Origin of the sequence: Hymenobacter wooponensis, from assembly GCF_004745865.1 — a bacterium.
Taxonomy (GTDB): Bacteria; Bacteroidota; Bacteroidia; order Cytophagales; family Hymenobacteraceae; genus Hymenobacter; species Hymenobacter wooponensis.
In genome coordinates this window covers 284705-310944 of record NZ_SRKZ01000001.1, presented here as the reverse complement: position 1 = coordinate 310944, position 26240 = coordinate 284705, and the positions used below count along the sequence as shown (strand labels likewise).

The window sequence follows — 26240 nt, the reverse complement described above, 5'->3', positions numbered from 1 at the left end:
ATGTAAACAAATTATGCCCAGGCCGATGAGAAACGAATAACGGAGTGTAGGATTAAACTTAAACGAGATTTATATATAGATTTCTTTATACTATGAACTATCTATGTGACTGATTATTACAATTTGCTAATGGTCTGTGTACTTGATTAAGCAAGGCATTATGCATACAGCAGCCCTAGCTGAATCGGCGTGTGTGAAAGCTCCTCTTTACCCAACGCTTAGGCAGGGCAATAATTCGTTGGAGTATAAACTGCAGGCATGACGCATCTAGTGATGATTCACAAAGTGCTTATCCAATAAAGTTAGATGCGGCCTACTGCACCATCTTCAGCCAAGGATAATGCTCAACCAGCAATCCAGCCTCCGCAAGTGTGGCGAAGAGTCCCTGCAACGCGTTTCGTAATGCCGTTGGTGTAAGGCGCTAGGTAGCAACTAGTACCAGAGCCCTACTCATAACTAGAAAGCTGTTTTCTAAACTTCAGCTCCGTGTGGCCGAAGTCGCCAATAGGTTAGGAGTACCTGGCTGGCGCCGCAATGGAGCAGGCAGAATCCACTGTTAACTAATGGCGCCATGTCAGCAGTCAATTAAATCCAGCAGGTTTTCATAAGGCAGAAGGGGAAACACAGGCTGGAGAAAGCACCCTCTTAGTGACGGTATTGTGCTTCCGAATTCTTGGCCCAATTATGCTCTAACAAAAATTCAGAGTGGCCCTTAGGAAAAGCGATTTAGCAAATTCACTAGATTTGATTTCACTGCTACCTCCTTAACCCACTCGTATTCATGAAGAGAATTACCGTAATGGCACTGGGTGCCACCTTATTATTAGCCTCGGCCTCCTACACTCCCCCAGCGGCTCCCAAAGGCTGGGAGCCGTTGCTTGATAAAAGCCTGAGCAAGTGGCGCACGTATGAAAGCTACCGACATCAATTGGGCTACCGGGGCAAGCAGCCCACCGATGCACAAGGCAACGCTATAAAACCCATAGGCTACGATAAAAACGAAGCGAATGTGTTCTCGGTGGTGATGCAGGAAGGTGAGCCTGTGCTGCGTATCAGCGGCGAAATCTATGGCTGTGTGTTTACAAAGCAGGATTTCACCAACTACGATCTGAAGCTGAAAGTGAAGTGGGGTAGCAAGAAATGGGTGCCGCGCCTTGACGAGCCCCGCGACAGTGGCATCTTGTATAACAGCCAGGGTGAGTGTGGTGTAGACTACTGGCATAGCTGGATGCTGAGCCAAGAGTTTCAGGTGTCGGAGTACGAGCGGGGCAACGCCATGGGCGACTTCTGGTGCATTGCCAACTCTACCGCTGATATTAAAGCGGCTTACAACGCTACCAAAGACACCTTGAGGTTTAACCCAACGGCGGCACCCGTAACGATGGGTAACGGCCGCTCGGGCTTTTGTCAGGCTGCTGCGAACTATGAGTCACCGACCGGACAATGGACTGAGCTGGAATTGATCAACGTGAATGGCAAGAGTGTGCACATAGTGAATGGCCACGTAGTGATGGCGGTGGACAACTCCAGCTCCGTAGTGAATGGGCAGCACCAACCCCTTACGCATGGCAAAATACAGCTCCAAAGTGAGGCGGCGGAGGTGTACTACAAAGGCATCATGATTAAGCCTTTGGAGGCTATGCCTGCGCAGTACGCTTCGTATTTCAAACAGAATAAGTAAAACACTGTGCTAGCCCTGGGCGCTGCCACCTAGGAGAGGCGGGGCTAGTACAAGTGGCCTAGCTGTCAAGGGCCAAGAAGCTGAGCAAAGTAGTTTCCGCCGTGCTGAATCCTCGAACACGTCGTCTGACGAAGTAAGGATTTAAAGTGACTATCAGCCTAGACGGTGTGAAAAGGGCACTAAAAGCCCTACTTCTAAAACATCATGCTGAGCTGGTTGAAGCATCTCTCTTTCTCTGGCACACTCAAGCGTGCAGACAAAGTGGTAGAGATGCTTCGACCAGCTCAGCATGATGTTTTTTTGCTCTGGATGAAACGTGCTGGAGTTTGCTTTCAAGCTTGAGCACGTCAAGTATTCAGAACAGGTTCCAGTGCTCATCAGTAGGCCTAGAACTTATCGTTGTTTACTTCTAGCCAATAGTTATCGGGGTCCTGCAGATACACTTGCTGCACACCATCAGGACGCGGGGTAGTCTGTTTGTCTTGACCCTGCCAGCTGCTGTAGCGCACGCCCTGGCTGTCGAGATGTTTGAGGAAATCAGGCAGGTTCTTCACACTAAAAGCCAGGTGACTGTTTTTGTCCTGCTCCGTTACGCTGGCTGCCCCCTGAATAACGTGCAACTGGCTATGCGGCCCAATGCGGAACCACACGTGCTTACCGTCGTGAAAGGGCTCAGGAATTTCCTGCAGCTTCAGCACATTCTTGTAAAAATCGGTGCTCTTTTTCAGGTCGAAGACATAGAGCGCAATGTGGTTGATAGCAACAGGACCTTGGGCTCGGGCACTGGTGGTCAGGGCCAAGGAAAGGAGCAAAATCAGAGTGAGGAGGGAGAGAGACTTTTTCATCAAGTAAGGGGAGTGGCCTAGAAGTTACAGTTTGAATAATATGGAAGCTCCTGTTGCGAGCCTGAATCAACGTGTGATGGAAACAAATAGCGTGGGTATCACAGCAGAGTTAAACCAAAGGCTGCCCTAAGCAGACATCTACTATTCCGGTGTGGTGCTAGGCCAGTACGTAGCAGCAGTAGAGATACTTCGTCTCGGAACATCATGGCGTTTTGTAGGATGAAAGACCCCTGCATGTTCAGCTTTGATTAACGCATCTGCGAGGTACGCTAGGCCTATTTAGCGACTGGCGGCATCAAGGCTGTTGCTAATGAAGGCGAGCCGCTTGCCGTCTGGCGACCAGGAGGGCGTGTTCATGGTGCCTTGTCCGCCATACACGTAGGCAATGACTTTGGGCGTGCCCCCGCTAATGGGCATGAGGCGCAGGTACACGTGCTTATAGAAAGGATGGTCGCCGGCAGGTACTTCGTCTTTCAAGAAGGACAGAAAGGCAATCCACTTGCCGTCGGGCGAAATGTGCGGAAACCAGTCCTGGAAGTCACCGTTAGTAACGGCCTGCTGCTGGCTGCCATCGGCTTTCATACGCCAGATCTGCATGGTGCCCGTGCGGTTAGAGTTGAAGTAGATGAACTGGCCATCGGGCGTATATTCGGCGCCGTCATCTAGGCCAGGAGCGGTGGTAAGCCGGACCTCTGGCCCACCGGCCGCCGGCACGCGGTAGATGTCGAAGTCGTTGTTGCGCTGCCCGGTGAAAAGGAGGTGTTGGCCGTCGGGCGTCCAGCTATGTAGGTAAGAAGGTCCGCGGGGCGTGATTTGCGTGGGTGTGCCGCCAGCCACTGGCACCGTGTACACAATGGAACCGCCCAGTTGATCTACGCCGCTGCTGAGGCCCAGCATGGTGCCATCAAAGGAAAGCACGTGGTCGTTGTTGTTATTGCGGACTTCTCCGGTAGGAATCTGCTGCACCTGCCGCGAGGCCAGCGTGAAATTGTACATCAGTCCCTCGCTATTGTAAATCAGGTGCTGACCGTCGCGCGTCCAGTTAGGGGCCTGCAGCGACTTAGGAGAAGTGTAGATGATTTCGCGGTTGCCCGTTGCCACATCCAGCAATTCTAGGTGGCTGCCTAAATATTGGCGGTACTGCACCAGATTATCGGGGGCCGGCACCACCACCCGAACATCCCGGAAGGTGCCAGTAGCAGTAGTGCCCGGCTGATCAGACTCAGCAAACAGGCCTACGTATACCTCCTCGCCCAAGTCAAGGCTAGTGGTTTGCGCCACTACAAAGGGCTGCCCAAACTGAGCCACGCGCATCGTAAACGTGGTGCCTTTGCGTTCGAGTTGCAGCACCGTGGCCTGCGGCACGGCGGAGCGGATTTGCTGGAAGGCAGCGCCAGCAGTGGATCGGTAGCGCAGTGTGGTTTCGCCGTTGCCCTGCGTGGCAAGGGCCACTTGAGCCGCCGTTGGGTCGAGACTCTTACGAACCAGCCAGCCAAGGCGCTGATGTGCGTCGGCTTTGCCGGAGCCAGTGAAACTGACGCGGGCGTAGAGCAGGAAGTCGCCGGTTAGCTTCTTGTAGGCGTATTGAACAGCAGGCGCATCGGCCTTACTGCGCGGGCCGGTGGTGGAAACCGAATAGATCTGGGAAGTTGGGGTGAAAGAGGCAGGACTTGGTTTAGCCGCGTTGCCAATGCTTTGCTGCTCCGCAAACACACCAAGTTGCTGCTGCCCATTTGCTGCCACAGAAAACAGCATGGCAAAGCAGGTAAGTACGAGGGTGCCGCTAGAAATTCTCATAAGTACTTCGACGCATTATGGGGATAGTAAATACAGGGAGAGCTTGCGGCAGGAGTGGGAGTTAAACCTTTAAGCTCTTGTAAGTAACGCCACTGGCTGCAATTGAGCGCAATTGATTTTACTGGATCCAAAGGCCGCCCTCGGCGCTGCAGTTGAAGGCCAACTCTAGAAAACGAGCCTACCGGTAGCTTGGGCCGGTAATATAGCTAACAAGCTGACAACGTTGCCGGGAACGATTGCATAAATAAAACGGCCGGCCCACCTGCATGTAAGCCATAATAGTTTCAGTTTAATGAAGATAAATGGGGTTGCGTAGGCCAGTAGCTAAGGCGCCATGGGGTGTCAGGAAAGTGTATCTGGCCTAGCTCACCCTATATTCTTGCTCTCTTCCTTTCTAAAATTCCCATGCATCGAAGAAAATTTATTCAACAAACGGGGGCAGCCTTAGCTAGTACCCTGCTCGCCGACAACGTATTGGCTTCGGCAATTGCGGGCACGAAAACCCGCGTGGCTATGGTGGGCACAGGCCACCGAGGCCTGGGCATGTGGGGCACGCCCGTGCTCAAGGAGTTTAGCGGCCAAGTAGAATTTGTAGGCCTCTGCGACAAGAACCCTGGCCGCCTGGCCACGGGCAAGAAGATGCTGGGCGTGAAGTGCCCCACCTTCACCGACTTCGATCAGATGATGAAGCAAACCAAGCCCGATTTGCTTATCGTGACTACCGTGGATGCCACCCACAGTGAGTTCATCATCAAGGGCATGGAGTATGGGGCGAATATCATTACGGAGAAGCCCATGACCACCGACGAGCAGCAGTGTGAGGCTATTCTGGCGGCAGAGCAGCGTACGGGCAAAAACGTGAAGGTGACGTTCAACTACCGGTACTCTCCGCACCGCCAGAAGATCTATGAGCTGCTGCGCAGCGGCGTAATCGGGGATGTTACCTCTGCCGATTTTCACTGGTACCTTGATGTACACCACGGCGCCGACTACTTCCGCCGCTGGCACCGGCTGCGGCAAAACAGCGGCTCACTACTGGTGCACAAAGCTTCCCACCACTTCGATTTGCTGAACTGGTGGCTGGAGTCGGACCCGGAGGAGGTATACGGCAATGGGCAGCTAAACTTCTATGGCAAGAACAACTCCTTCCGCTACACCCACTGCCGCCCGTGCCCGCATAAAGACAAGTGCCAGTTTTACTGGGATATCACCAAGGATGAGCGCTTAACCAAGCTCTACGTCGAGAACGAGAAGTACGACGGCTACCACCGCGACGGCTGCGTGTGGCGCGAGGATATTGACATATTTGATAAGATGGCCGTGCAGATTAAGTACGCCAACAACGTGCAGGTGAGCTACTCGCTTACCGCGTACTCACCCTACGAAGGCTACCGCATTTCCTTTAATGGGACCAAGGGGAAGATTGATGCCTGGATCAAGGAAAAGCAGCCTTGGGAAGCCGAGCCCTTCGACGAGATTCAGGTGACTACCAACTTTGGCAAGCGGGAGCTAATCCAACTATCAAATACTGAGGAAGGCCACGGTGGGGGAGATGTGCGCCTGCGTAAGCAGATCTTCGCCCCCGATGGCCACGACCCATATCACCAGGCGGCTAAAAGCCGTGATGGAGCATTGGCTATCCTGATCGGTATTGCCGCGCGCAAAAGCATTGATACCGGCAAGCCCATTAAAATAGCCGACCTCACTTCCTTGAAGCCTCAGCCCCAGCGAGTGTAGGCACTAGGCCAGTAACGTAAGTGGAGTTAATTTGAAACGAATGAATAGCTGACTTAACGTATAGCCGACAGAAGAGCGTGAATGCCTTAACCAACGTCTGCCCGGAGTGATCTGGGCAGACTTTTTTGTGGGCATGTGCTGGTGTGAGAATAGTACGTTGAAAGCAAGTCAGCTTTGGTGACACCCTGCACGAAGGTGTACATGATTACGACTGCTTTACACAGCTGATATGCACATGGCGTAGCCAAGTCAGGGGCGTGCCAACCTCGGAAAGAGGCCTAGAGCGGCAGCAGCAAATACTAGGTCTGGCTCGTCTGTTTAGGGGAAAAGTATAGTATATAGGACGAGTATCCTATGAGGTGGAGACGTGCTTATAGCAAACGAAATACGTTTTAGCTGAAGAGTTTACTACATTAACCCGTCTAAACTACGCAATAGGGCTTCGTAGCTCATTCTTCCGCGCAGTCTGCCAGCTGGCTTCTCGAACTGATTTACACTCCCACCCAATAAAGCATGCAAGACAACACGGTATATGTAGTAATGGGCGTATCGGGCAGCGGGAAAACCACCGTTGGCCAATTATTGGCTGAACGGCTAGGCCTCCCGTTTCATGACGCCGATGATTTCCATTCGGCGGCCAATATTGCTAAGATGCGCGGTGGCACACCCCTCACCGATGAAGACCGCAAGGGCTGGTTGGATGAATTAGCAGCCAGCGTGCGAGAGTGGAGTAAGGCTGATGGAGCAGTGCTAGCCTGCTCCGCGCTCAAAGAGAAGTACCGGCAGCAATTCAACCAGGCAGCTACCCATCCCATTCAGTGGGTGTTTTTAGATGGCTCGGAAGTTCTACTGAGTGAGCGGCTGCGCGCCCGCACCGGGCACTACATGACCCAGCAAATGCTGGCTTCGCAGCTGAATACCCTAGAGCCACCCATGTATGGTTTGCGGCTGCAACTTGCGCAGGATCTCACGCCCCAAGACCTAGTAAATCAAATAGTAGCGGCTAGTTCAGCGAAGCAGCCAGCATGATACTACTCATCGTTCTGCTGGCAGTACTGGCGCTGATTGGGCTCATCAGCTGGGGAAAGGTCAATGCATTTTTAGCGTTTTTGCTAGTCACTCTCGGGACGGGCTTTGCCCTAGGCCTGCCGCCGCATGAGTTAATGGCGGCCGTATACAAAGGGCTGGGTGACACGCTGGGCTCGGTGCTGATTGTGATTATACTGGGAGCCATGCTGGGCAAAATAGTGGCCGAAAGTGGCGCCGCTCAGCAAATTGCCGCCGTCCTAATCCAAGCCTTCGGTACCCGCTACATTCAATGGACGATGATGGTGACGGGCTTTATCATCGGTATCCCGCTGTTCTATAACGTGGGCTTTGTGCTGATGATCCCGCTGATCTTTTCCGTGGTATACAAGTATCGGTTGCCCGCCGTGTACGTAGGCCTGCCTATGCTGGCTGCTCTCTCGGTTATGCACGGGTTCCTACCGCCGCACCCGTCGCCCACAGCCCTGGTAGCGCAATTTCACGCCAATATGGGCCTGACCTTCGTGTACGGCTTGCTGATAGCCATTCCGGCTATTGTGCTGGCCGGACCGGTGTACGGTCTCACCCTTCGGGGCATCGTATCGGTACCGCTAGCCAGCTTTGTGTCGGAAACCTTGCCCGAAGGTGCCCTGCCTGGGCGCTTAAATAGCTTCCTGTCGTCGCTGCTGCCGGTGCTACTGCTGGTGCTGGTGCTAGGCCTGCAGGCAGTGTTGCCGCCCGGGGGGCCGCTGGCGCCAGCATTAACCTTCCTGGCTGAGCCCTCGGTGGTAATGCTTGTGTCGGTGCTGGTAGCCACCTTCACGCTGGGTACTGGCCTAGGCAAGCCTATGGGAGCCGTGATGGATGCGTACTCTGCCTCAGTGAAGGATGTGGCGCTTATTCTGCTCATTATTGGCGGGGCCGGTGCCCTGAAGCAAGTGCTGGTAGCCAGTGGCGTGAGCAGTGAAATTGCCCAAGGCTTGCAGAGCACGGGGTTGCCGCCTCTGCTGCTGGGCTGGCTGATTGCGGCGGCCATTCGGGTGTGCCTGGGCTCTGCTACCATTGCGGGTCTCACGGCAGCCGGCGTAATGCTACCCACCATGGCCCAGTCGCACGCCAACCCCAACCTGATGGTGCTTTCCATTGGCGCGGGCAGCCTGTTACTGTCGCACTTCAACGACGCTGGCTTCTGGCTCTTCAAAGAGTATTTCAACCTCTCCGCCAAAGACACGCTACGCTCCTGGACGATGATGGAAACCATCGTGTCGGTGGTAGGACTGTTGGGGGTGTTGCTCCTGAACTGGGCCCTGCCATTGCTAGGCCAGTAAGAGAGGGGGTAATAGGTGCGATGAGTAAAGCTAGGCCACTGGCAGCGGGTTAGAGTGCAAGAACGGCTCCTTCTTCTAGCGCCTTCTGGTAGTTGTCGTGGTCAAATTCATACAGGTAGGGCGAGCGGTGCGGACCAATTTTGCGCTGCTCGTCCAGCTGCCGAATCAGCCCCAGCGTAAGCAGCTTCTTGCGGAAATTCCGGCGGTCGAACTGCCGACCCAAAATGGATTCATAGAGGGCATGAATTTCGGGGAGGGTGAATTTATCGGCCAGCAAGTTGTACCCAATGGGCTGCTGATAAATCTGCGCCCGGAGCGTCATGAGTGCCTTCTGCACAATTTCGTTGTGGTCGTAGTCTAGGGGTGGGATTTCCGTCACCTCCTGCCAGCAGAACTCATCCACCAATAGCTCTGGGTTCACCACTACATTCAGGTAGTCCACTAAGGCATAGTATCCAATGGATAGGGTACGCTCCGAGAGCCAATGGTTGTCGTCGATGGCTACGCCTACCTTGGAGTAAGTAGGGTTGTGGGTTTCCTGGGTCTTGATCTTGTTCATGCGGGTGGCACTGTCGCCGAACACGTAGAACTGCTGCAAGAACAGGTTGGTGAGTTGCGTTTTCTCGGCCAGAATACGGTAAGCCGCCTGAGTAACACCTTCATCACGGGCAATATACCCGCCGGGTAAGCTCCAGTTGTCGTGGCCGTGGTGCCGAATTAGCAAAATTTTTAGCTGATGCGCATGGTACCCAAATATGACGCAATCGATGGAGAGATGCGGTAAATAACGCTCGTGGCCGTGATGAACAAAGTCCAGAACTTCTTGGCGGGTGTTCATGGGTGGAAATTTTTATTGTGTAGAATGTACGTATTACCGAAAAGTGTTTACATTTATTCCGTCGATAATACAGAATGACATTCTTGTTCCCTGAAAGGCTGCAATTTCTGTATTAAAAAACATAGTACCCGCTCTATCCACCTTTCCTTCCCACCACATTATCATACAAGTATGGAGAAGTATTTCTCAGTAGTAACAGTACGGCTTGCGCTTAGTATGAGCCCTCTGTCATAAATACGCTTTTCATTACCTATATCGATTGCAGTAACCTCCGCTTTTTTATCGGGCTGCAATCTTGCACTACTCTCGCCCGCGTCCGCACACCCGCACTGAGTACCCCATTTTATTTCCCTGCCTGACCTAACCCGTCAGCCTTGCCTAGTTGCAACTCGGCTACTCCCCAGGTAGCTCGCTAGGATTTCACTGCTTTTTTGTTCTTGTAAGTATTTGGCTATCAAGTATTTGTAAAACAGTAGGAGCTGTGCAGCCATACCTATGCATGATTCTTTAGAGAAATCTAGCCCATGGTCATTGGCCCAATTAGAGTATTCATCTGGCTTCTCTGCTAGTGCGCTAGCATTAAGTATTCCCACAGTAAGTCACCTCTAATCCCACCTCTATGAGTACAGTTCCTTACAAAAAGCTGCTGTTGCGAAGCGCTGCGCTAGTTACCGCGGGCAGTCTGCAATCGTTTGTACAACCAGCCGCCGCCATGGCGCGGCCAGATGCCATGCCTGAGGCAGCAGGTTCGCGGGTACTGGCCGATGTGCCAGTATCGGGCCGCGTAACCCAAGCGAATGGCGAAGGGCTACCTGGCGTGACGGTAGTAGTGAAAGGCTCTACCCAAGGCACCACCACCGATGCCACCGGTAACTACAGCCTGAATGTGCCGGAAGGTAGCACGCTGGTATTCACTTACCTAGGCTATAACCGCCGGGAAGTACCCGTGACGGGCGCAAACACCGCCCTAAACGTTTCACTCAGCGAAGACACGCAAGCGCTGAAAGAAGTAGTAGTAGTGGGGTATGGCACCCAAGAGCGCCAGAGCGTAACGGGAGCCGTAGCCTCGGTATCGGGGCGGGAAATTGCCTCTCAGCCCGTACCAGATGCTGCCCAGGCCATTCAGGGCCGCGCAGCGGGCGTGCAAGTAGTGTCTAACTCTGGCGCACCAGGTGGCTCGGGTGGTACTTCTATTCGGGTGCGTGGTATCACGTCGGCGGGTAATAACAGCCCCTTGTATGTGGTAGATGGCTTTCCACTGCCTCCTGGTGATGATACAGCCCTCAACAATATCAGCCCTAATGATATTGAGACGATTGACGTGCTGAAGGATGCCTCTGCCACGGCTATTTACGGCCTGCGGGCAGCCAACGGGGTAGTAATTATCACTACCAAACGGGGTAAGGCCGGTACTTCTAACATCAGCCTGGATGCCTACGTGGGCACCCAGCAAGTATGGCGCAAGCTGGACCTGCTGAATGCCCAGGAATTTGCTACCCTCAACAATGAGTCGCGCACGGCAGCGGGCGAGAAAATCATCCCCAAGTATGCAAACCCCACCTCCCTGGGAGAGGGCACCAACTGGATGGATGAAATCTTCCGGAACGCTAAAATCCAGAACTACGCCATTTCGGCTACTGGTGGCGGTGAGAAGGCCCGCTACGCGCTAAGCGGCACATATTTCCAGCAAGATGGTACCATCATCGGGACGAACTTCGAGCGTTTTACGCTGCGCGCTAACGGTGAGGTGCAGCTGAATAAAAAGCTGAAGGTGGGTAACACTTTGGCCCTCACGCACTATAATGAGCGCCTAGAAAACTCCCCTAACAACGAGTTCAGCGGCATTATCCAGCTAGCCCTGCAAGCGCCCCCCACGGCACCCGCCCGCAACCCCGACGGCAGCTTCTATGAGTACACGGCCGCCGATAACTACGGCGAGGAAAACCCCATAACGGCCGCGCTTCGCCCTAACATCAAGCACTTCCGCAACCGCGTGCTGACCACGTTCTACGCGGAACTAGAGCCCGTGAGTGGCCTACGCTTCCGCACCAACGTGGGCGCCGACTTGGTGTTTGACCAGCAAAACCGCTTTTACCCCTCTATTCAGGGATCTGCCAAGTACACTACCGGCAATGCCAGCCTGCAGAGCAGCTCGAACTACAACCCGAGCTATCTGATTGAAAACACGGCTACCTACGACAAGCTTTTTGCGGGCAAGCACCAAGTGACCTTGCTGCTAGGCCAGTCGTCGCAGCAATTTGATAACAACTACCTGGGAGCCAGCCGCACCGGCTACAGCCGCAACGACCTGCAGGTGCTCGACCGGGGCCCACTGAACTCTCAGCTAGGTAACTACGGCGGCAACAGCCGCAGCCGTCTGGCCAGCTACTTTGGCCGCCTGAACTATGAGTTTGCGGGCAAGTATCTGTTCTCGGCCATTGCGCGCTACGATGGTACGTCGGCGTTTGAGCGGGGCAAGAAGTTTGGTTTCTTCCCCGGTGTATCGGCTGGTTGGCGCATTTCGGAGGAAGGCTTCCTGAAGGACAACAGCACTATCAGCAACCTGAAGCTGCGGGTGGGCTACGGCCGCGTGGGTAACCCGCTTAACGCTGGCACCTTCGGCTACCTCTCCACCATCAACTCTAGCACGGGCACGCAGTATGTATTTGGCACGGGGGCGCAGACTACCGTAACCGGTGCCGCTCCCACGCGTTTGCAAAACCCCGATCTGAGCTGGGAAATCAACGAGCAGACTAACGTAGGTGTTGATCTAGGCCTGTTCCAGAACCGTGTAACGGCTGCCTTGGACCTGTACACGCGCCGCTCGCCTAACCTGATTGCCGGCGTGCCAGTGTCGGCCGTAACGGGCACCACGGAAGCGGTAAACACCAATGCTGCGTCGGCTAAAAACAAGGGTATTGACATAGCCGTTACTACCAACAATTTCGTGAGCGACAACAGCGGCTTCACGTGGTCTACTACGCTCAACTTCTCAGCTTACCGCAACGAGATTACTTCACTGGGAAGCGGCAGGCCGTATTTTGGCCAGACTATCCGGGGTGGTGAAACGCTGGTGCGTTACGCTGCTGGGGTGCCATTCGGCTCCTTCTATGGCTACATCGCCGATGGGCTGATTCAGACGCAGGAAGAGCTCCGGACGTTGAACGCAGGTTCCAAAACTGGCTTCTACCAGGAGTCGGGTACCGCTCCCGGCGACATTAAGTTCAAGGATATAAATGGCGACGGACAGATTACCAGTGCCGACCAGGCCTACTTCGGCAACCCCAACCCCAAGTTCACCTACGGCCTGAACAACACGTTCACTTACGGTGGATTTGACCTGAATGTGTTCCTGCAGGGCTCACAGGGCAACGACGTGTACAACCTGAACCGTTACTACACCGAAGGTGGCCTATACGGAGCAGCCAACTCCAGCACCCTTACCCTGGAGCGCTGGACCGGACCCGGCACCAGCAACAACATTCCGCGGGCTATTTACAACGACCCCAACCGCAACCTGCGCGTGTCTAGCCACTACCTCGAAAATGGCTCTTACATGCGTGTGAAGCTCGTGACGCTGGGCTACACCTTGCCTAAAACGCTGCTAGGCCAGTTTGGGGTTGAGCGCATCCGGGTATACGGTACCGCCCAGAACCTCTTCACCTTCACCAAATACAAAGGCTTCGACCCAGAGCTGGGTAACCAGGGCGGCAGCTTCGGCGTCGACCGCGGTATCTACCCGCAGGCCCGCACCTTCTTGGCTGGTATCAACATTGGCTTCTAAGAGCTGCGGCTGTCTTACCACGCAAGCCTAATTCCCACTTTCCGTTTTCGACACACTACCCATGATACATACAAAAAGCGCGTGCGCAGCTCTGCTGACCCTAGGCCTGTTGGCAGGCTGCACCGAAGATTACCTGGACCTGCAGCCGCGCGACGCGGTTACTACTGAAACGTTCTACAAAACCGAAACCGACGCCATTCAGGCTACCAACGCCGTGTACTCGCAGCTCAACCAGAGCGGCATGTTTAACCAGGCACTGTGGGGCATCGGCGACATCATGTCGGATAACTCTAACACCGGGGGCGGGGGAGCTGCCGACGGTATTGAGTTTCAGCAGCTCGATAACTTCACCATCCCAACTACCAACCCGCTCACTACCGGGCACTGGCAGCGGGCGTATCTCGCCATCGGGCAGGCCAACCAAGTGCTGCTGCGGGTGCCAGATATTCAGATGAACGAGGCCTTGAAGCAGCGCTGCCTCGGTGAGGCCGCCTTCCTGCGGGCGCTGTACTACTTCTACCTGGTGCGCGGCTACGGCGACGTGCCGCTGGTGCTTACGCCGGCTCAGAGCCCCGGCGAGGTAGCTAACGTTACCCGCACGCCCGCCGCACAGGTATACGCCCAGATCATCAAAGACCTGACCGATGCCATTGCCAAGCTACCTGCTACCGACTACACCGGCAACGACGTAGGGCGTGCCAACAAATGGTCGGCCACGGCCCTGCTGGCCAAGGTGTACCTAACCCAAGGCGATATGCCGAACGCGGCCATCCAGGCCCGCGCAGTTATTTCGGGTTCGGGCAAGAGCCTGTGGCCCAATTTCGCCGACAACTTTAAAGTTGAAAACGAGAATGGCCGCGAGTCGCTGTTTGAGGTGCAGTTTAAGTCAGGCCTCAATACATACTCTACCGATGGCCCCGGCTTCATTGGCAACGACTTCTGGGGTCCTCGCTTTATTTATGTAGTGCCAGCCGGAGGCTATGGCTTCAACGTTCCGGAGCCCGACCTGGTGCGCGGGTATGAGAACGGTGATACGCGCCTGGATGCTACCATCATCCGTCCCGGCTTCGTGTACGCCGACGGTACCGTGCAACCCGCTACACTGGTGGGCTCGCCCAACGGCTACAACGTGAAGAAGTTCTTCGTAGGCAAGGTGAATACCACCATCTGGGACTCGCCGCTGAACGTGCCAGTATTACGTCTGGCTGAGATGTACCTGATTCTGGCCGAGGCCGTGGGGCCGAATGCCGAAGGACTGGAGGCCGTAAATAAAGTGCGCCGCCGGGCATTTGGCCTGCCCATCAACACCCCTTCGGCCCGCGACCTGACGGCCGCCACGCCTAACTTTAAGGATGCCATTCTGCAGGAGCGCCGCAATGAGCTGGCCTTCGAAAACGACCGGTGGTATGACCTGAAGCGGACGGGTAAGCTTATCTCCACGATGCGCGCCCAGGGTAAGGCCATCCAGGACTTTAACGTGCTGCTGCCTATTCCACAGGCTGAAATCAACGTTAATCCGAACCTGACGCAAAACCCTGGCTACTAAAATGGGGTAGGCTGCTGCAACAGCCTAACAGATACGATAGGGAGGAGTGGGGTCTAGCTGCCGGACGCTGCTTCTCCCTAAAGTATGACCCTGGGTTATTACCTTGATGCATGAGCTTGACTGGTTCCGGCGACTGAGCCGCACGGCCACCAGCGCAGCTTCAATGTACTTAACCACATATCTTTTTGAGCATGAAAACATCCTTGATTCTGTTGCTGCTAACCGTGCAGCTGGTGCCACTGGCGGGAGCCCAAACCAAAAATGCTTCCGCCAGTGGCCTAGCAACTAACCGGGTGCAGGTAGCCACTGGCCAATTAGAAGGTGCCACGGCGCCCAGCGGGATACACGAGTTTAAGGGCGTGCCCTTCGCGGCACCGCCGGTAGGGCCACTCCGGTGGCGCGCCCCCCAGCCCGTACAAAAGTGGACTGGCGTGCGGCAGGCCAAACAGTTCGGCCCCCGGGCAATGCAACTTGCGTTGTTTGGCGACATGAATTTCCGCTCGAATGGGGTGAGCGAAGATTGCCTCTACCTCAACGTCTGGACGCCCGCCAAGTCGGGGCAGGAGAAGCTGCCGGTACTGGTGTATTTCTACGGCGGCGGCTTTGTGGCGGGTGATGGCTCTGAGCCGCGCTACGACGGCGAGAGCATGGCCAAGCGCGGTATTGTGGCCGTAACGGTAAACTACCGCCTGGGAGTGTTTGGGTTCCTGGCCCATCCCGAGCTCACGAAAGAGTCGCCGAACAAGGCCTCCGGGAACTACGGTTTTCTGGACCAGAGCGCGGCTCTGCGCTGGGTGCAGCAGAATATTGCTGCCTTCGGCGGCGACCCCAAGCGGGTAACCATTGCGGGTGAGTCGGCGGGCTCCATGTCGGTAAGCGCGCAAATGGTGTCGCCCTTGTCGAAGAACTTATTTGCGGGCGCTATTGGGGAAAGCGGCTCCATGCTCAACACCGGCTTTGGTCCTTTGCCACTGGCTGAGGGTGAGAAGAACGGTGTGGCATTTGCCACTACCCAAGGCGCTACTTCTCTGGCCGCACTGCGGGCTATTCCGGCTCAGCAGCTGCTGGAGGCTTCCAGCAAGCCAGGTGTACCACGTTTTGCACCCACTGTTGATGGGTATTTCTTCACGCAAACGCCTACGGCAACGGTTGCCGCGGGGCAACAGGCCCACGTGCCCTTGCTGGTGGGCTGGAACTCCCAAGAAATGGGCTACCAGGCCCTGCTAGGCCAGGATGCGCCCACGCCGGAAAACTTTCGCAAGGCCGTAACCAAGCTGTATGGCGATAAGGCCGAGGAGGTGCTGAAGCTCTACCCAGCCACCACGGCCCAGGAGGCCGAGCAAGCCGCCACCGACCTAGCCGGCGACCGGTTTATTGCCTACAGCACCTGGAAGTGGGCCGATGCGCACAGCCAGACTGGCGGGCAGCCCGTGTACCGTTACCTGTATTCGCGGCCTCGCCCAGCCATGACCCCCGAAATGGGCAATGCTACGGCGGGCCTCGCCGGCGGCGTGGTGAAGCAGCCGGAGTCGGCCCCAAAAGCGCCGCCCGCTCGTGGTGCGGTGCACTCCGCCGAAATTGAGTACGCCCTCGGCAACCTGGCTACCAACAAAGTGTACGCCTGGACACCCGACGACTACAAAGTGTCGGATACGATGCAGCGCTACTTCACCAACTTCATCAAGACCGGCAACCCCAATGGCAGTGGCCTACCTACTTGGCCCGTTGCTACTGGCGCGCAGGTGCCCGTGATGCACATTGATGTAAACACCCGCGTAGAGCCCGACCCGCATCGGGCGCGCTATGAGTACCTCGATAAGCTGGCCACGAAGTAGCCGGCGCGCTCAACGGGGTAAGAGCTGCCACTAGGCCACCTCCACGAGCACTTACCAATACTGCGGCTTTTGCTGGTAGCCAGGGAAGATTTTCCTGGCGCACCTGGCCTAGCTGCGCCTTTCAACTCATCATTTCCTCTGCATGTCCTACCCATCCTCACGAATAACGGCTCTTCTGGGCACCACTCTTTTCTGCGCTATGACCAGCTTGAGCACGGCCCAAACCAAGCCATCGACTTCCGCTAAGACTTCCCCAGCAGGTCAGAACCGGCAAGCCGCTTTAACGGTCAACGATGCTAAAATCAATGCGCTCATCAAGAAGATGACGCTGGAAGAAAAGGTGGCCATGCTGCATGCTAACTCAGCTTTTGCGGCCGGCGGCATCAAGCGCCTAGGTATTCCCGAAATCATGACCTCTGATGGTCCGCACGGGGTGCGCCCGGAACAGGGCCGCGACTGGAAGGGGGTAAAAGGGGCTAACGATGCGGGTTCTTACATGCCCACTAATAACACGCTGGCCTCTACCTGGAACCCCACGCTGGGCTACGCTTATGGCACAGTGCTGGGCAGTGAGGCCAGATTCCGGGGCAAAGACATCATTCTGGGGCCCGGTATCAACATTGTGCGGGCTCCCCTGAATGGGCGAAACTTTGAATACATGAGCGAGGACCCCTACCTGATTTCCAAGATGGTGGTGGGCTACATCAGGGGCGTACAAGACCAGGGCGTATCGGCTAGCGTGAAGCACTACGCGGCCAACAACCAGGAAGAGCACCGCAACGATATTGACGTGGAGATGAGCGAGCGGGCCCTGCGTGAAATTTACCTGCCGGGCTTCAAGGCGGCGGTGCAGCAGGGCGGTGCCCACACGCTCATGGGCTCCTACAATAAGTTTCGGGGGCAATACGCCACCGAGAATGCCTACCTCATGAACACCATTCTGAAAGGGGAGTGGGGCTTCCAGGGGTTGGTAATCAGCGACTGGGGCTCGGTGCACAACACTCAGGATGCCCTGCGCAACGGTACCGACCTGGAGATGGGCACCGACCTGGCCTTGATGTACAAGAGCGTAGACCAGAGTGCCGCCACCGGGGGGCCTTCGGCTTCGCGCACTATCTACGACCAGTTTTACCTCGCCGATGCGGCATTGGAAGCCATCAAGAAAGACAAGACTCTTGAGCCCCTCCTCGACGACAAAGTGCGGCGCATTCTGCGCGTGATGTACGCCACCAACATGATGGATGGTGCTAAGCGTCAGCCCGGCGCTTACAACACCAAGGAGCACCAGGCCACAGCTTTAAAAGTAGCCGAAGAAGGCATTGTGCTGCTGAAAAACGAGGGCAACATGCTGCCCCTGAAGAAGACGGTAAAAAGCATTGCCGTTATCGGTCACAACGCCACTCGCGAAAACTCCTTGGGTGGGGGCAGTGCACAGGTAAAGGCCAAGTACGAGATTACCCCGCTGCAGGGCCTTAAGAATGAATTGGGCGACAAGGTGAACATCACGTACGCCCAGGGCTACAAAATTGCCCGCGACCAAAAGGCCGATCCGCAGATGATTGCTGAGGCCGTAGCGGCCGCCAAAGCTGCCGATGTGGTGGTATATGTAGGCGGTTCTACCCACGGTTACGACTACACTAAGTGGAGCGACAATGCCTATGATGCAGAAGGCTTCGATAAGCCCGATATGAAAATGCCTTTCGGGCAAGATGAGCTGATTCAGGCCGTGCTCAAAGCCAACCCCAATACGGTGGTGGTACTGATGGGTGGAGGCCCGATTGACGTATCGGCGTGGGCCGGACAAACCAAGGGCATTGTGGAAGCTTGGTACCCCGGCATGGAAGGCGGCAACGCCATTGCCCACGTGCTGTTCGGCGATGTGAACCCTTCGGGTAAGCTGCCCTTCACCTTCCCTGTGAAGCTGGAAGACTCCCCGGCCCACAAGCTGGGCGAATATCCCAGCACTCCCGGCAACCCGCTGAAACAGACCTACAAAGACGATATTTTCGTGGGCTACCGCTACTACGATACCTATAACGTAGCACCCCAGTTTGCCTTTGGGCACGGCCTGAGCTATACCACGTTTAAATACAGTGGCCTAAGCGTAACGCCTGGCAGTAAAAGTGCCACTGTGAAGCTAACGGTGACCAATGATGGAAAAACAGCCGGCGCCGAAGTGGTGCAGGTGTACGTGAAAGACGAAAAAGCCAGCGTAAAGCGCCCCGAGAAGGAGCTGAAAGGCTTCGAGAAAGTATTCTTGAAGCCCGGCGAATCGAAGGTGGTAACGCTGACCCTGGACCAGAACGCCTTTCAGTACTACGATGAAGGTAAGAAGCAGTGGGTGCTGGAACCCGGTAAGTTCGATGTGCTTGTGGGAAGCTCTTCGCGCGACATCCGGCTGACTGGCAACGTAACGCTCTAACCTGAAAAGGGGTGGCCTAGGCCACCCCTTTTTTTTACTTCTGTCACCTGGCCTCGCTCGCTTACAGTACTTTGGCTGTGAGCTTGCTAGGCCACCTACTCCGTATTTCTTCCTTCCCGTATGCTATCATCTCAACGCCTTTATCACGTTTCGCTGCTAAGTATTGTATTTCTTTCCCAGGCGTGGGCCGGGCCTGCGCCAAAAACAAAGGTTGAAAAGCAGGCCGATGGGATACTCATCCACCTCACGCCAGCTAATGAGCAGGCCACGCGCACCATTCGACTGCAGGTAGTCTCCGATAAAATTGTGCACGTACAGGCCAGCCCCCTGGATACCCTGTCGCCGGGCAAAAGCCTGATGGTGGTAGAGCAGGGGCGGCAGCCCGTAAAGTGGCAGTACAAGGAGAAAAAGGGGCAAGGTATCCTCAGCACCAATGCCCTGACTGCTACCATCTCGCTGACTACCGGCGAAGTTCAGTTTGCCGATGCCAAGGGTAGGCCTATCCTGCAGGAGCGCAAAAACGGCGGCAAAACCTTTACGCCCACCGTGGCCGATGGTCAGCAGTTTTACCAAGTGCAACAGGTGTTTGAGTCGCCCGCCGATGAGGGCTTGTATGGCCTAGGCCAGCACCAAAACGGCACCATGAACTACAAAGGCCAACAGGTGGAGCTAGCCCAGAACAACACCGACGTAGCGGTGCCCTTCCTGCTATCGAGCAAAAACTACGGCATCCTCTGGGACAACTACTCCATCACCAAAGTCGGCGACACGCGCGACTACGAGCCCCTTTCCACCCTAAAGCTCTATTCCAAGGATGGCACCCCGGGCTGGCTCACGGCTACCTACGTGAACCGCAACAAGCCCAGCCAAGTGGTAGTGCAGCGCCCCGAGTCGGTGTTGAACTATGAGTACCTGGAGGATCAGAAAAACTTCCCAACTGAGGTAAAGCTCGGCGACGTGTTGGCCAGCTGGGAGGGCAGCATTGAGTCGGGTACCACTGGCCTGCACCACTTCCTGCTCAAGAACGCCGGCTACGTGAAGCTCTACATCGGGGGCAAGCTGGTGGTAGATAAGTGGCGGCAGGCCTGGAACCCCGGTACCTCGGTGGTTGCCTTCGAGATGGTGAAAGGGCAGAAGTACCCCATCAAACTAGAGTGGAACCCCGATGGCGGCGAATCATACCTGGGGCTGAGGTGGTTGAGCCCCCTGACCGGCCAGAGCCAGAACGAGTACGGCTTTCGGTCAGAAGCAGGGCACGACCTGAACTACTATTTCGTGCAGGGCAATACTCCCGACGAAGTAATCAGCGGCTACCGGCAGCTGACCGGGCCCGCACCCATCATGCCTAAGTGGGCCCTGGGGTTCTGGCAGAGCCGGGAACGGTACAAAACCCAGCAGGAGATGCTGGACGTGGGCGCCGAGTTTCGCAAGCGTCAGATTCCGATTGACAACATCGTGCTCGACTGGTCGTACTGGAAGCCGGCCGAGTGGGGCAGCCAGGAGTTCGACCCCACGCGCTTCCCTAACCCCGACGCCCTGATCAAGACGCTGCACGAGCGCGACAACCTGCACTTCATGATTTCGGTGTGGGCCAAGATCTACGAGGGTATTCCGGTATATAACGACTTCAAGGCCAAGGGCTACTTGTACCCGCGCAACATTGCCAACCGCACCAAAGACTGGATTGCGCCCGGCTATACCTCCACGTTCTACGACGCCTTCAACCCCCAGGCGCGGCAGGCCTTCTGGAACCTGATGAACACCAAGCTCTTCACCAAGGGCGTGGACGCTTGGTGGATGGACGCCTCGGAGCCCGATATCTACTCAAACACCAACGTGCAGACCCGTAAGGAGCTGATGAACCCCACCTTCCTGGGCTCTTCCACGCAGTACTTCAACGCCTTCCCGCTGCAAAACGCCAAGGGCATTTACGAGGGCCAGCGCCAGACGGCGCCTAACCAGCGGGTGTTCCTGCTCACTCGCTCCGGCTACGCGGGCTCGCAGCGCTACGCGGCTGCCATCTGGAGCGGCGATATTGCCTCGCGGTGGGAAGACTTCAAGAACCAGATTCCAGCCGGGCTCAACTTCTCCATGTCGGGCATTCCGTACTGGACTAGTGACATCGGCGGTTTTGCGGTGGAGCGCCGCTACGAGAAGCCCAACGCTACTGACTTGGAAGAGTGGCGCGAGCTGAACACACGCTGGTACCAGTACGGCGCATTTTGCCCGTTGTTCCGGGTGCACGGGCAGTTTCCGTTCCGCGAGATTTACAACATTGCGCCGGCCGGCCACCCCGCCTACCAGAGCATGCTGTACTATAACAAGCTGCGCTACCGGCTGATGCCCTACATCTACTCCTTGGCCGGCCAGACCCACCACCAGAACTCCACTATCATGCGGGGCTTAGTGATGGATTTCGGGGCTGATGCCGCCGTCCGCAACGTAGCCGATGAGTTCCTGTTCGGCCCTAATCTGCTGGTGGCGCCCATCACCGAGTACAAGGCCCGCAGCCGGCAGGTTTATCTACCCGCCACCACAGGCTGGTTCGACTTCTACTCCGGCCGGTACCAAGCCGGCGGCCAGACGCTCACGGTGGAAGCGCCCCTGGAACAGATGCCGCTGTACGTGAAGGAGGGCTCCATCATTCCATTCGGCCCCGAAATTCAGTACGCCGCCGAGAAGCTGCCTGATCCCATTACCCTGTATGTCTACACCGGCAAGGATGGGGAGTTCTCGCTCTACGAAGACGAAAACGTAAACTACAACTACGAAAAAGGTGCTTCGGCTACCATCCCGTTCACCTACAACGAGAAGTCACGCACGCTCACCATCGGCGCCCGAAAAGGCTCTTTCCCCGGCATGGCTGCGCAACGCAAGTTCAATGTAGTGTGGGTGAGCAAGGATAGGCCGACCACCTTCAACCTCGAAGCCGCTCCCGCCAAAACAGTGGCCTACGATGGCAATGCCGTTTCTGTGAAGATGGAATAGAGTAAAGCGCTACCCATAAACGCAAGGGATAAAGCAGCCTCACGCGTGGCACTACCATGCCGCACGTAAGGCTGCTTTATTTGATTGGATCAGCAGAAGCAGGTGGCCTAGCAGCAACAAGAGTAATAGCCCAACTTCCGGGAGCAACTGTACATACCCTAATTGTGCGGCAAACAGGCTACCGACGACGAGCACACTATTGCAACAACTGCATAGTAGCGCCACCAAGCACGGCTGCGCACCAAGCCTACTAATAAATGGCTTGGCAGTAACCACAGGATCTGGTAGTTGGCTTGCACAGGCGTGTGGAGAGAGCCCAGGCTCAGGCCCGTGAGCAGGCAGCCCAACAGCCCAGTTACCGTGAATAGCACACGCGCATTCATACGCAGCAGCCACGCAGGGCTGCTAAGCCACTGCCAGATGAGAATACTTAAGACTACCCAGCCAAGTAATAAGCCCATTGGGGTGAGCCCTGTAGGGGAGGCAGAGCTGTTTGCGGGTACTACTATCTGGCGCTGCTGTGCTACCAGGGGCTGCGCTTGGCGCGTAGCGTGTGCCAATGCTTGTTGCAGTTCTACTGGTAGAAAGAGCCGCTGCCGAAACGTGGTAGGCCTATCGGTAGGCAGGCCTAGCCCTATGTTCATGCCTAGTTGTACCCACGGAGCCGGTGCCAGATACGGCGCCAGCAGTTGTCGATAGGTAGGGGGAGATGCCTGTTGCGTTGAGTCTAGTTGCAGCGGCTCGTTTACACTGCTAGTTAGGAGCGCAAAAAGACGGGTGGAGCAGTTATCGGCGAAGAACTGGTAACGGTAGTATTTGGCTGGAGAATGCAGGGTGGTTTCTAGCTGGGTGTAGAGCCGTTGCACTTCCTCGGGCTGCAAGGCAAGTACTTGCTCTGATACAGCGCGGCCTTCCTGCGCATACCCGCGGCAGAACGTTGTGAATGGCACTGCCGACAGGAAGTAGCGCAAATCACCCCGCAAAAACCGCCAGTAAAAATGCGGCGTCTGGAAGTCGAACGTACCATAGTTGTATACCTGATCCAGGCCCAGAGCTGGATCTGATACGCGCAGAGCCGAATGACCAAACAGGGCGTACGTCTCCGCGCCGGGTGCGCACGTCAGTAGGCTGATTTGAGCGGCAGGGGATAAGCGAACAGGACTGGCTACGCTAGGCATCCAGGTCATACAAATCAGCACAAAAGGTAGCAGCCAAATCCGGCAGCATGGCATCTTGAGCATGAGAAGGGTCTACTTGCGTCTGAACAACAGGCCTAGCATCTCATGTAAATCATGAGTAGTTCTTTGCAAGCTACACATGACCTGCAGGTGTGCGACTTGCTGGGATGAAACAACATCGGCCAGATGTGCTGGTAATAGCAGCATCTGGCCGATGTTATGTGGTTGCGTAGACGCTTATAGCTCCCGAATCCAGATGTTTCGGTAGCTGATGGGTTCACTCTTGTCGCCGTGAGACTGCAGCTTAATGGGGGAAGCGCCATGCGCCTGCTGATACTGAGCCTTGCCAATGTACTGGGTAGGACCCGCCAGCGTGGTATTCTGCTGCACTACTACGCCATTGAACAGCACCGTAACGCGGGCGGGGGTGAGTAGAGAGCCATCGGGTTTGAAGGTAGGAGCAGTCCAGAGCACGTCGTAGGCCTGCCACTCGCCGGGCTTGCGGGCGGGGTTAGCCAGCGGAATGTGCTGTTTATAAATGCTGCCGGCCATGCCATTGACGTACGTTTTGTTGTTGTACGAATCCAGAATCTGCAGCTCGTACCCCAGGTCGCCTTTCCCGATGGAAGCCAGAAACACGCCGCTGTTGCCGCGGGCCTGCGCCGTACCGCTGATATTAGCCGGAATGCGCCACTCCAGGTGCAGCTGGTAGTTGGTGAAGCTCTGCTTGGTTTCAATGTTGCCCGTAGACTTGTTAACGGTCAGAAGGCCATCCTTTACCGTCCACTTGGCCGGCGCCGTGCGGTCATCTGCCGATACCCACTGGCTCAGGTCTTTGCCGTTGAAGAGCACAATAGCATCAGACGGAGGGGCCGGGAAGCTGGGCGTGGCGATAATCGTTTTGGGCACGGGCTCCCACACTTCGGTGTCTTCGGGTTTGGCGGTTTGCTGAGCGTGAGCCATAAGTGAAATGCCTAGGAAGGCGACGGAAGTGAGGGCGGCTAGCTTCATGAAAGGCGGTGGGTAGAAAGCAGAAGGAAAAGATACAGCCAGTAACTGGCCTACACGTCGCAGATTTGTACGGCTTGTCGTAAGGAGGCCAATTTATCAGGCTGCTGAGGCATAAACTCCTGGGCCACAAACCCCTTAAAGCCGGTGGCTATAATGGCCCGCATGATAGCTGGGTAGTTCAGCTCCTGCGAATCATTGATTTCGTGGCGGCCTGGCACCCCAGCGGTGTGGTAGTGGGCAATATACGCGTGATGATCCGAGAGCGTACGGATAACGTCGCCCTCATTAATCTGCATGTGATAAATATCATAGAGCAGTTTGAAGCGCTCAGAACCAAGCTTTTTAGCCAGTTCTACACCCCAGGTAGTGCGGTCACACTGGTAGTCTTTGTGGTCAATCTTGCTGTTGAGTAGCTCCATCACCAGCACCACCTTGTGCTTTTCGGCCAGCGCCATCAAGGGCTGCAGGCCCCGCACGCTGTTGGCCCAGCCTTCCTCATCCGACATGCCCCGGCGGCTGCCGCTAAAGCAAATCAGGTTGGTGTAGCCGGCTTTAGCTACCTGCGGTATCATTTCCGAATACTGCTTCTGCAGCTGAGCATGAAAGCGTGGGTCGTTGAACCCATCGGTCAGGTTTATTTCTGCGCCGTTGCACATGGGCGAGTCGAGGCCGTACTTCTTTAGCGTAGGCCAGTCTTTAGGCCCCACTAAGTCAATGCCCTGAATGCCTATCTCCTTGGCGGAGGCGCACAGCTTCTCCAGCGGCATGTCCTGGAAGCACCAGCGGCACACCGACTGGCGGATGTTGTTTTTAAGTGCCGCTAGGCCAGTTTCGTTCGGCTGCGTATCGGTGGTGCACGCGCCGGCTATGCCCAGGGTGCCCACGGCCGCAGTGCTGGTAAGAAGTCCTTTCAGAGCGGCACGACGGTTCCAGGTAGAGGCCATAAGCTAGTTAGCTTCGGCTAAGGAAGGAGCCTGATCGTAGGAGGCCGTTGCCTCGGCCTGGGGTTGGGTGCGGTCCTTGAACAGCAACAGGAACAGCAGCAACACCACTACCGCAATACCAGCCGGAATCAGCCAGATCATGCGCCAGTCGTGGGCTGTGGCGGAAGTTTGGTAGGCGTCGAAAATGCGGCCCGAAAGGAGGGTGCCAATCAGCATGCCCACCCCGTACGTGGCCAGCGTAATGAAGCCTTGCGCGGAGCTTTTAAACCGCTCACCCGCGAGGTTATCAGTATAGATCTGGCCTGTTACAAAGAAGAAGTCGTAGCAGATGCCGTGGAGCACAATGCCCGCAATAAGCATCCAGTAGTTGCTTTCAGCATTGCCATACGCGAAGCACACGTAACGCAGTACCCAAGCCAGCATACCAATAGCCAGCATCTTCTTGACACCCAAGCGGCTAAAGAACACCGGAATCAGGAGCATAAACAGTAGCTCCGACACCTGGCCTAGGCTTTGCACACCAGCTGCTTTCTTCATGCCCACCTCGTTGAGGAAGGGGTTGGTAAAGCCGTAGTAGAAGGCCAGTGGGATACAGATGGCAATGGAAGCCAGGAAGAAAATCAGATACGAAGGGTTCTTCAGCAGGCCAATGGCATCCAGGCCCAGCATGTCGCCCAGTGAAGTTTGCTGACCGCTTTTAACCGGCGGCGTGGCTGGCAGCGTGAAGCTAAACAGGCCTAGCAGAGCCGATGCCCCGGCCGCCATCAAGAAAGTAGCCTGCAGGCTGCCGCTTTGCTCCCAGTTTAGCCAGCCAATAGTGAGGCCGGCAATAATCCAGCCCAGCGTACCCAGCACCCGAATGGGGGCAAACTCCTTCTGTGGGTTCTGCATCTGCCGGAAGGCAATGGAGTTAACCAAAGCCAGCGTAGGCATATACAGAATCATGTACGTCAGGATGTTGGGGTAGAAGCTGCCAAAATCGGGGGAGGTGGAGGCCCGCCACAAAAGAAACGCCCCAGCCAGGTGCAGCACACCCAAAATTTTCTGAGCCGAGAAGAAACGGTCGGCAATCAGGCCAATAATGAAGGGGGCTACAATGGCTCCAATCGACTGCGTCAGGAAGGCTACGCCCACTTGCGTGCCGGTGGCGCTCAGGTTACGCAGCAAATAGGTGCCTAACGTCACAAACCATGCGCCCCAGATAAAAAACTCCAGAAACATCATGATGGACAGCTTAATCCGGATAGCAGAGGTCATGGGCGGGTAGGGTTAGGATATGT

Annotated in this window: 16 protein-coding genes; 9 read left to right on the top strand and 7 right to left on the bottom strand. The window is 55.8% G+C overall.

All coding sequences use genetic code 11. The features are described 5' to 3' along the window. Positions 1-781: 781 nt before the first annotated feature. Entirely contained in the window at positions 782-1681 is a 900-nt protein-coding gene (locus EU557_RS01185) for a 3-keto-disaccharide hydrolase (protein WP_135528595.1), read from the top strand. 386 nt (positions 1682-2067) lie between these two features. Here EU557_RS01185 and EU557_RS01180 read toward each other — a convergent pair whose 3' ends face one another. Further along, entirely contained in the window at positions 2068-2526 is a 459-nt protein-coding gene (locus tag EU557_RS01180; protein WP_135528594.1) for a VOC family protein, read from the bottom strand. Between the two features lie 279 nt (positions 2527-2805). Further along, positions 2806-4323: a TolB family protein gene (locus EU557_RS01175; protein WP_135528593.1), complete on the bottom strand. Its 1518-nt coding sequence runs from the start codon at positions 4321-4323 to the stop codon at positions 2806-2808. Positions 4324-4728: 405 nt separating this feature from the next. Between EU557_RS01175 and EU557_RS01170 the strand changes: the two genes are divergently transcribed. The 3 genes from EU557_RS01170 (at position 4729) to EU557_RS01160 (ending at position 8414) form a co-directional block, all read left to right on the top strand. Continuing rightward, positions 4729-6060, top strand: a complete 1332-nt coding sequence (locus tag EU557_RS01170) for a Gfo/Idh/MocA family protein (RefSeq protein WP_135528592.1) — start codon at positions 4729-4731, stop codon at positions 6058-6060. A gap of 513 nt (positions 6061-6573) precedes the next feature. Beyond that, complete coding sequence (locus tag EU557_RS01165) at positions 6574-7089, top strand: gluconokinase (protein ID WP_135528591.1); 516 nt, start codon at positions 6574-6576, stop codon at positions 7087-7089. Then, positions 7086-8414 carry a gluconate:H+ symporter gene (locus EU557_RS01160; RefSeq protein WP_135528590.1) on the top strand — a complete coding sequence of 443 codons (1329 nt, stop codon included), beginning with the start codon at positions 7086-7088 and terminating at the stop codon, positions 8412-8414. The genes EU557_RS01165 and EU557_RS01160 overlap by 4 nt, the downstream gene beginning before the upstream one ends. Before the next feature lie 49 nt (positions 8415-8463). On the opposite strand, the gene EU557_RS01155 is transcribed toward EU557_RS01160, so the two are convergent. Then, positions 8464-9252 carry an NUDIX hydrolase gene (locus EU557_RS01155; RefSeq protein ID WP_135528589.1) on the bottom strand — a complete coding sequence of 263 codons (789 nt, stop codon included), beginning with the start codon at positions 9250-9252 and terminating at the stop codon, positions 8464-8466. 619 nt (positions 9253-9871) lie between these two features. Between EU557_RS01155 and EU557_RS01150 the strand changes: the two genes are divergently transcribed. The 5 genes from EU557_RS01150 (at position 9872) to EU557_RS01130 (ending at position 21827) form a co-directional block, all read left to right on the top strand. Continuing rightward, on the top strand, positions 9872-13036 hold the full coding sequence (locus tag EU557_RS01150) for a SusC/RagA family TonB-linked outer membrane protein (RefSeq protein ID WP_135528588.1): 3165 nt from the start codon (positions 9872-9874) through the stop codon (positions 13034-13036). A 61-nt stretch (positions 13037-13097) separates the two neighbouring features. Then, positions 13098-14582, top strand: coding sequence for a RagB/SusD family nutrient uptake outer membrane protein (locus tag EU557_RS01145; protein ID WP_135528587.1), 1485 nt, complete (start codon positions 13098-13100; stop codon positions 14580-14582). 191 nt (positions 14583-14773) lie between these two features. After that, positions 14774-16417 (top strand): carboxylesterase/lipase family protein, encoded by a 1644-nt coding sequence (locus tag EU557_RS01140; RefSeq protein ID WP_135528586.1) that lies wholly within the window; start codon positions 14774-14776, stop codon positions 16415-16417. Between the two features lie 142 nt (positions 16418-16559). After that, positions 16560-18839 carry a glycoside hydrolase family 3 C-terminal domain-containing protein gene (locus EU557_RS01135; RefSeq protein WP_210115958.1) on the top strand — a complete coding sequence of 760 codons (2280 nt, stop codon included), beginning with the start codon at positions 16560-16562 and terminating at the stop codon, positions 18837-18839. A 120-nt stretch (positions 18840-18959) separates the two neighbouring features. After that, complete coding sequence (locus tag EU557_RS01130) at positions 18960-21827, top strand: TIM-barrel domain-containing protein (RefSeq protein ID WP_135528585.1); 2868 nt, start codon at positions 18960-18962, stop codon at positions 21825-21827. A gap of 158 nt (positions 21828-21985) precedes the next feature. Here the strand turns inward: EU557_RS01130 and EU557_RS01125 are convergent, their stop codons facing one another. From EU557_RS01125 to EU557_RS01110, 4 genes are all read right to left on the bottom strand, one after another. Beyond that, positions 21986-23014: an Lnb N-terminal periplasmic domain-containing protein gene (locus tag EU557_RS01125; RefSeq protein ID WP_167855043.1), complete on the bottom strand. Its 1029-nt coding sequence runs from the start codon at positions 23012-23014 to the stop codon at positions 21986-21988. A 228-nt stretch (positions 23015-23242) separates the two neighbouring features. After that, entirely contained in the window at positions 23243-24016 is a 774-nt protein-coding gene (locus tag EU557_RS01120) for a 3-keto-disaccharide hydrolase (RefSeq protein WP_135528583.1), read from the bottom strand. 50 nt (positions 24017-24066) lie between these two features. Continuing rightward, positions 24067-24960 carry a hydroxypyruvate isomerase family protein gene (locus EU557_RS01115; RefSeq protein WP_135528582.1) on the bottom strand — a complete coding sequence of 298 codons (894 nt, stop codon included), beginning with the start codon at positions 24958-24960 and terminating at the stop codon, positions 24067-24069. A 3-nt stretch (positions 24961-24963) separates the two neighbouring features. Further along, positions 24964-26217 carry a nucleoside permease gene (locus EU557_RS01110; RefSeq protein ID WP_135528581.1) on the bottom strand — a complete coding sequence of 418 codons (1254 nt, stop codon included), beginning with the start codon at positions 26215-26217 and terminating at the stop codon, positions 24964-24966. Positions 26218-26240 lie beyond the last annotated feature (23 nt).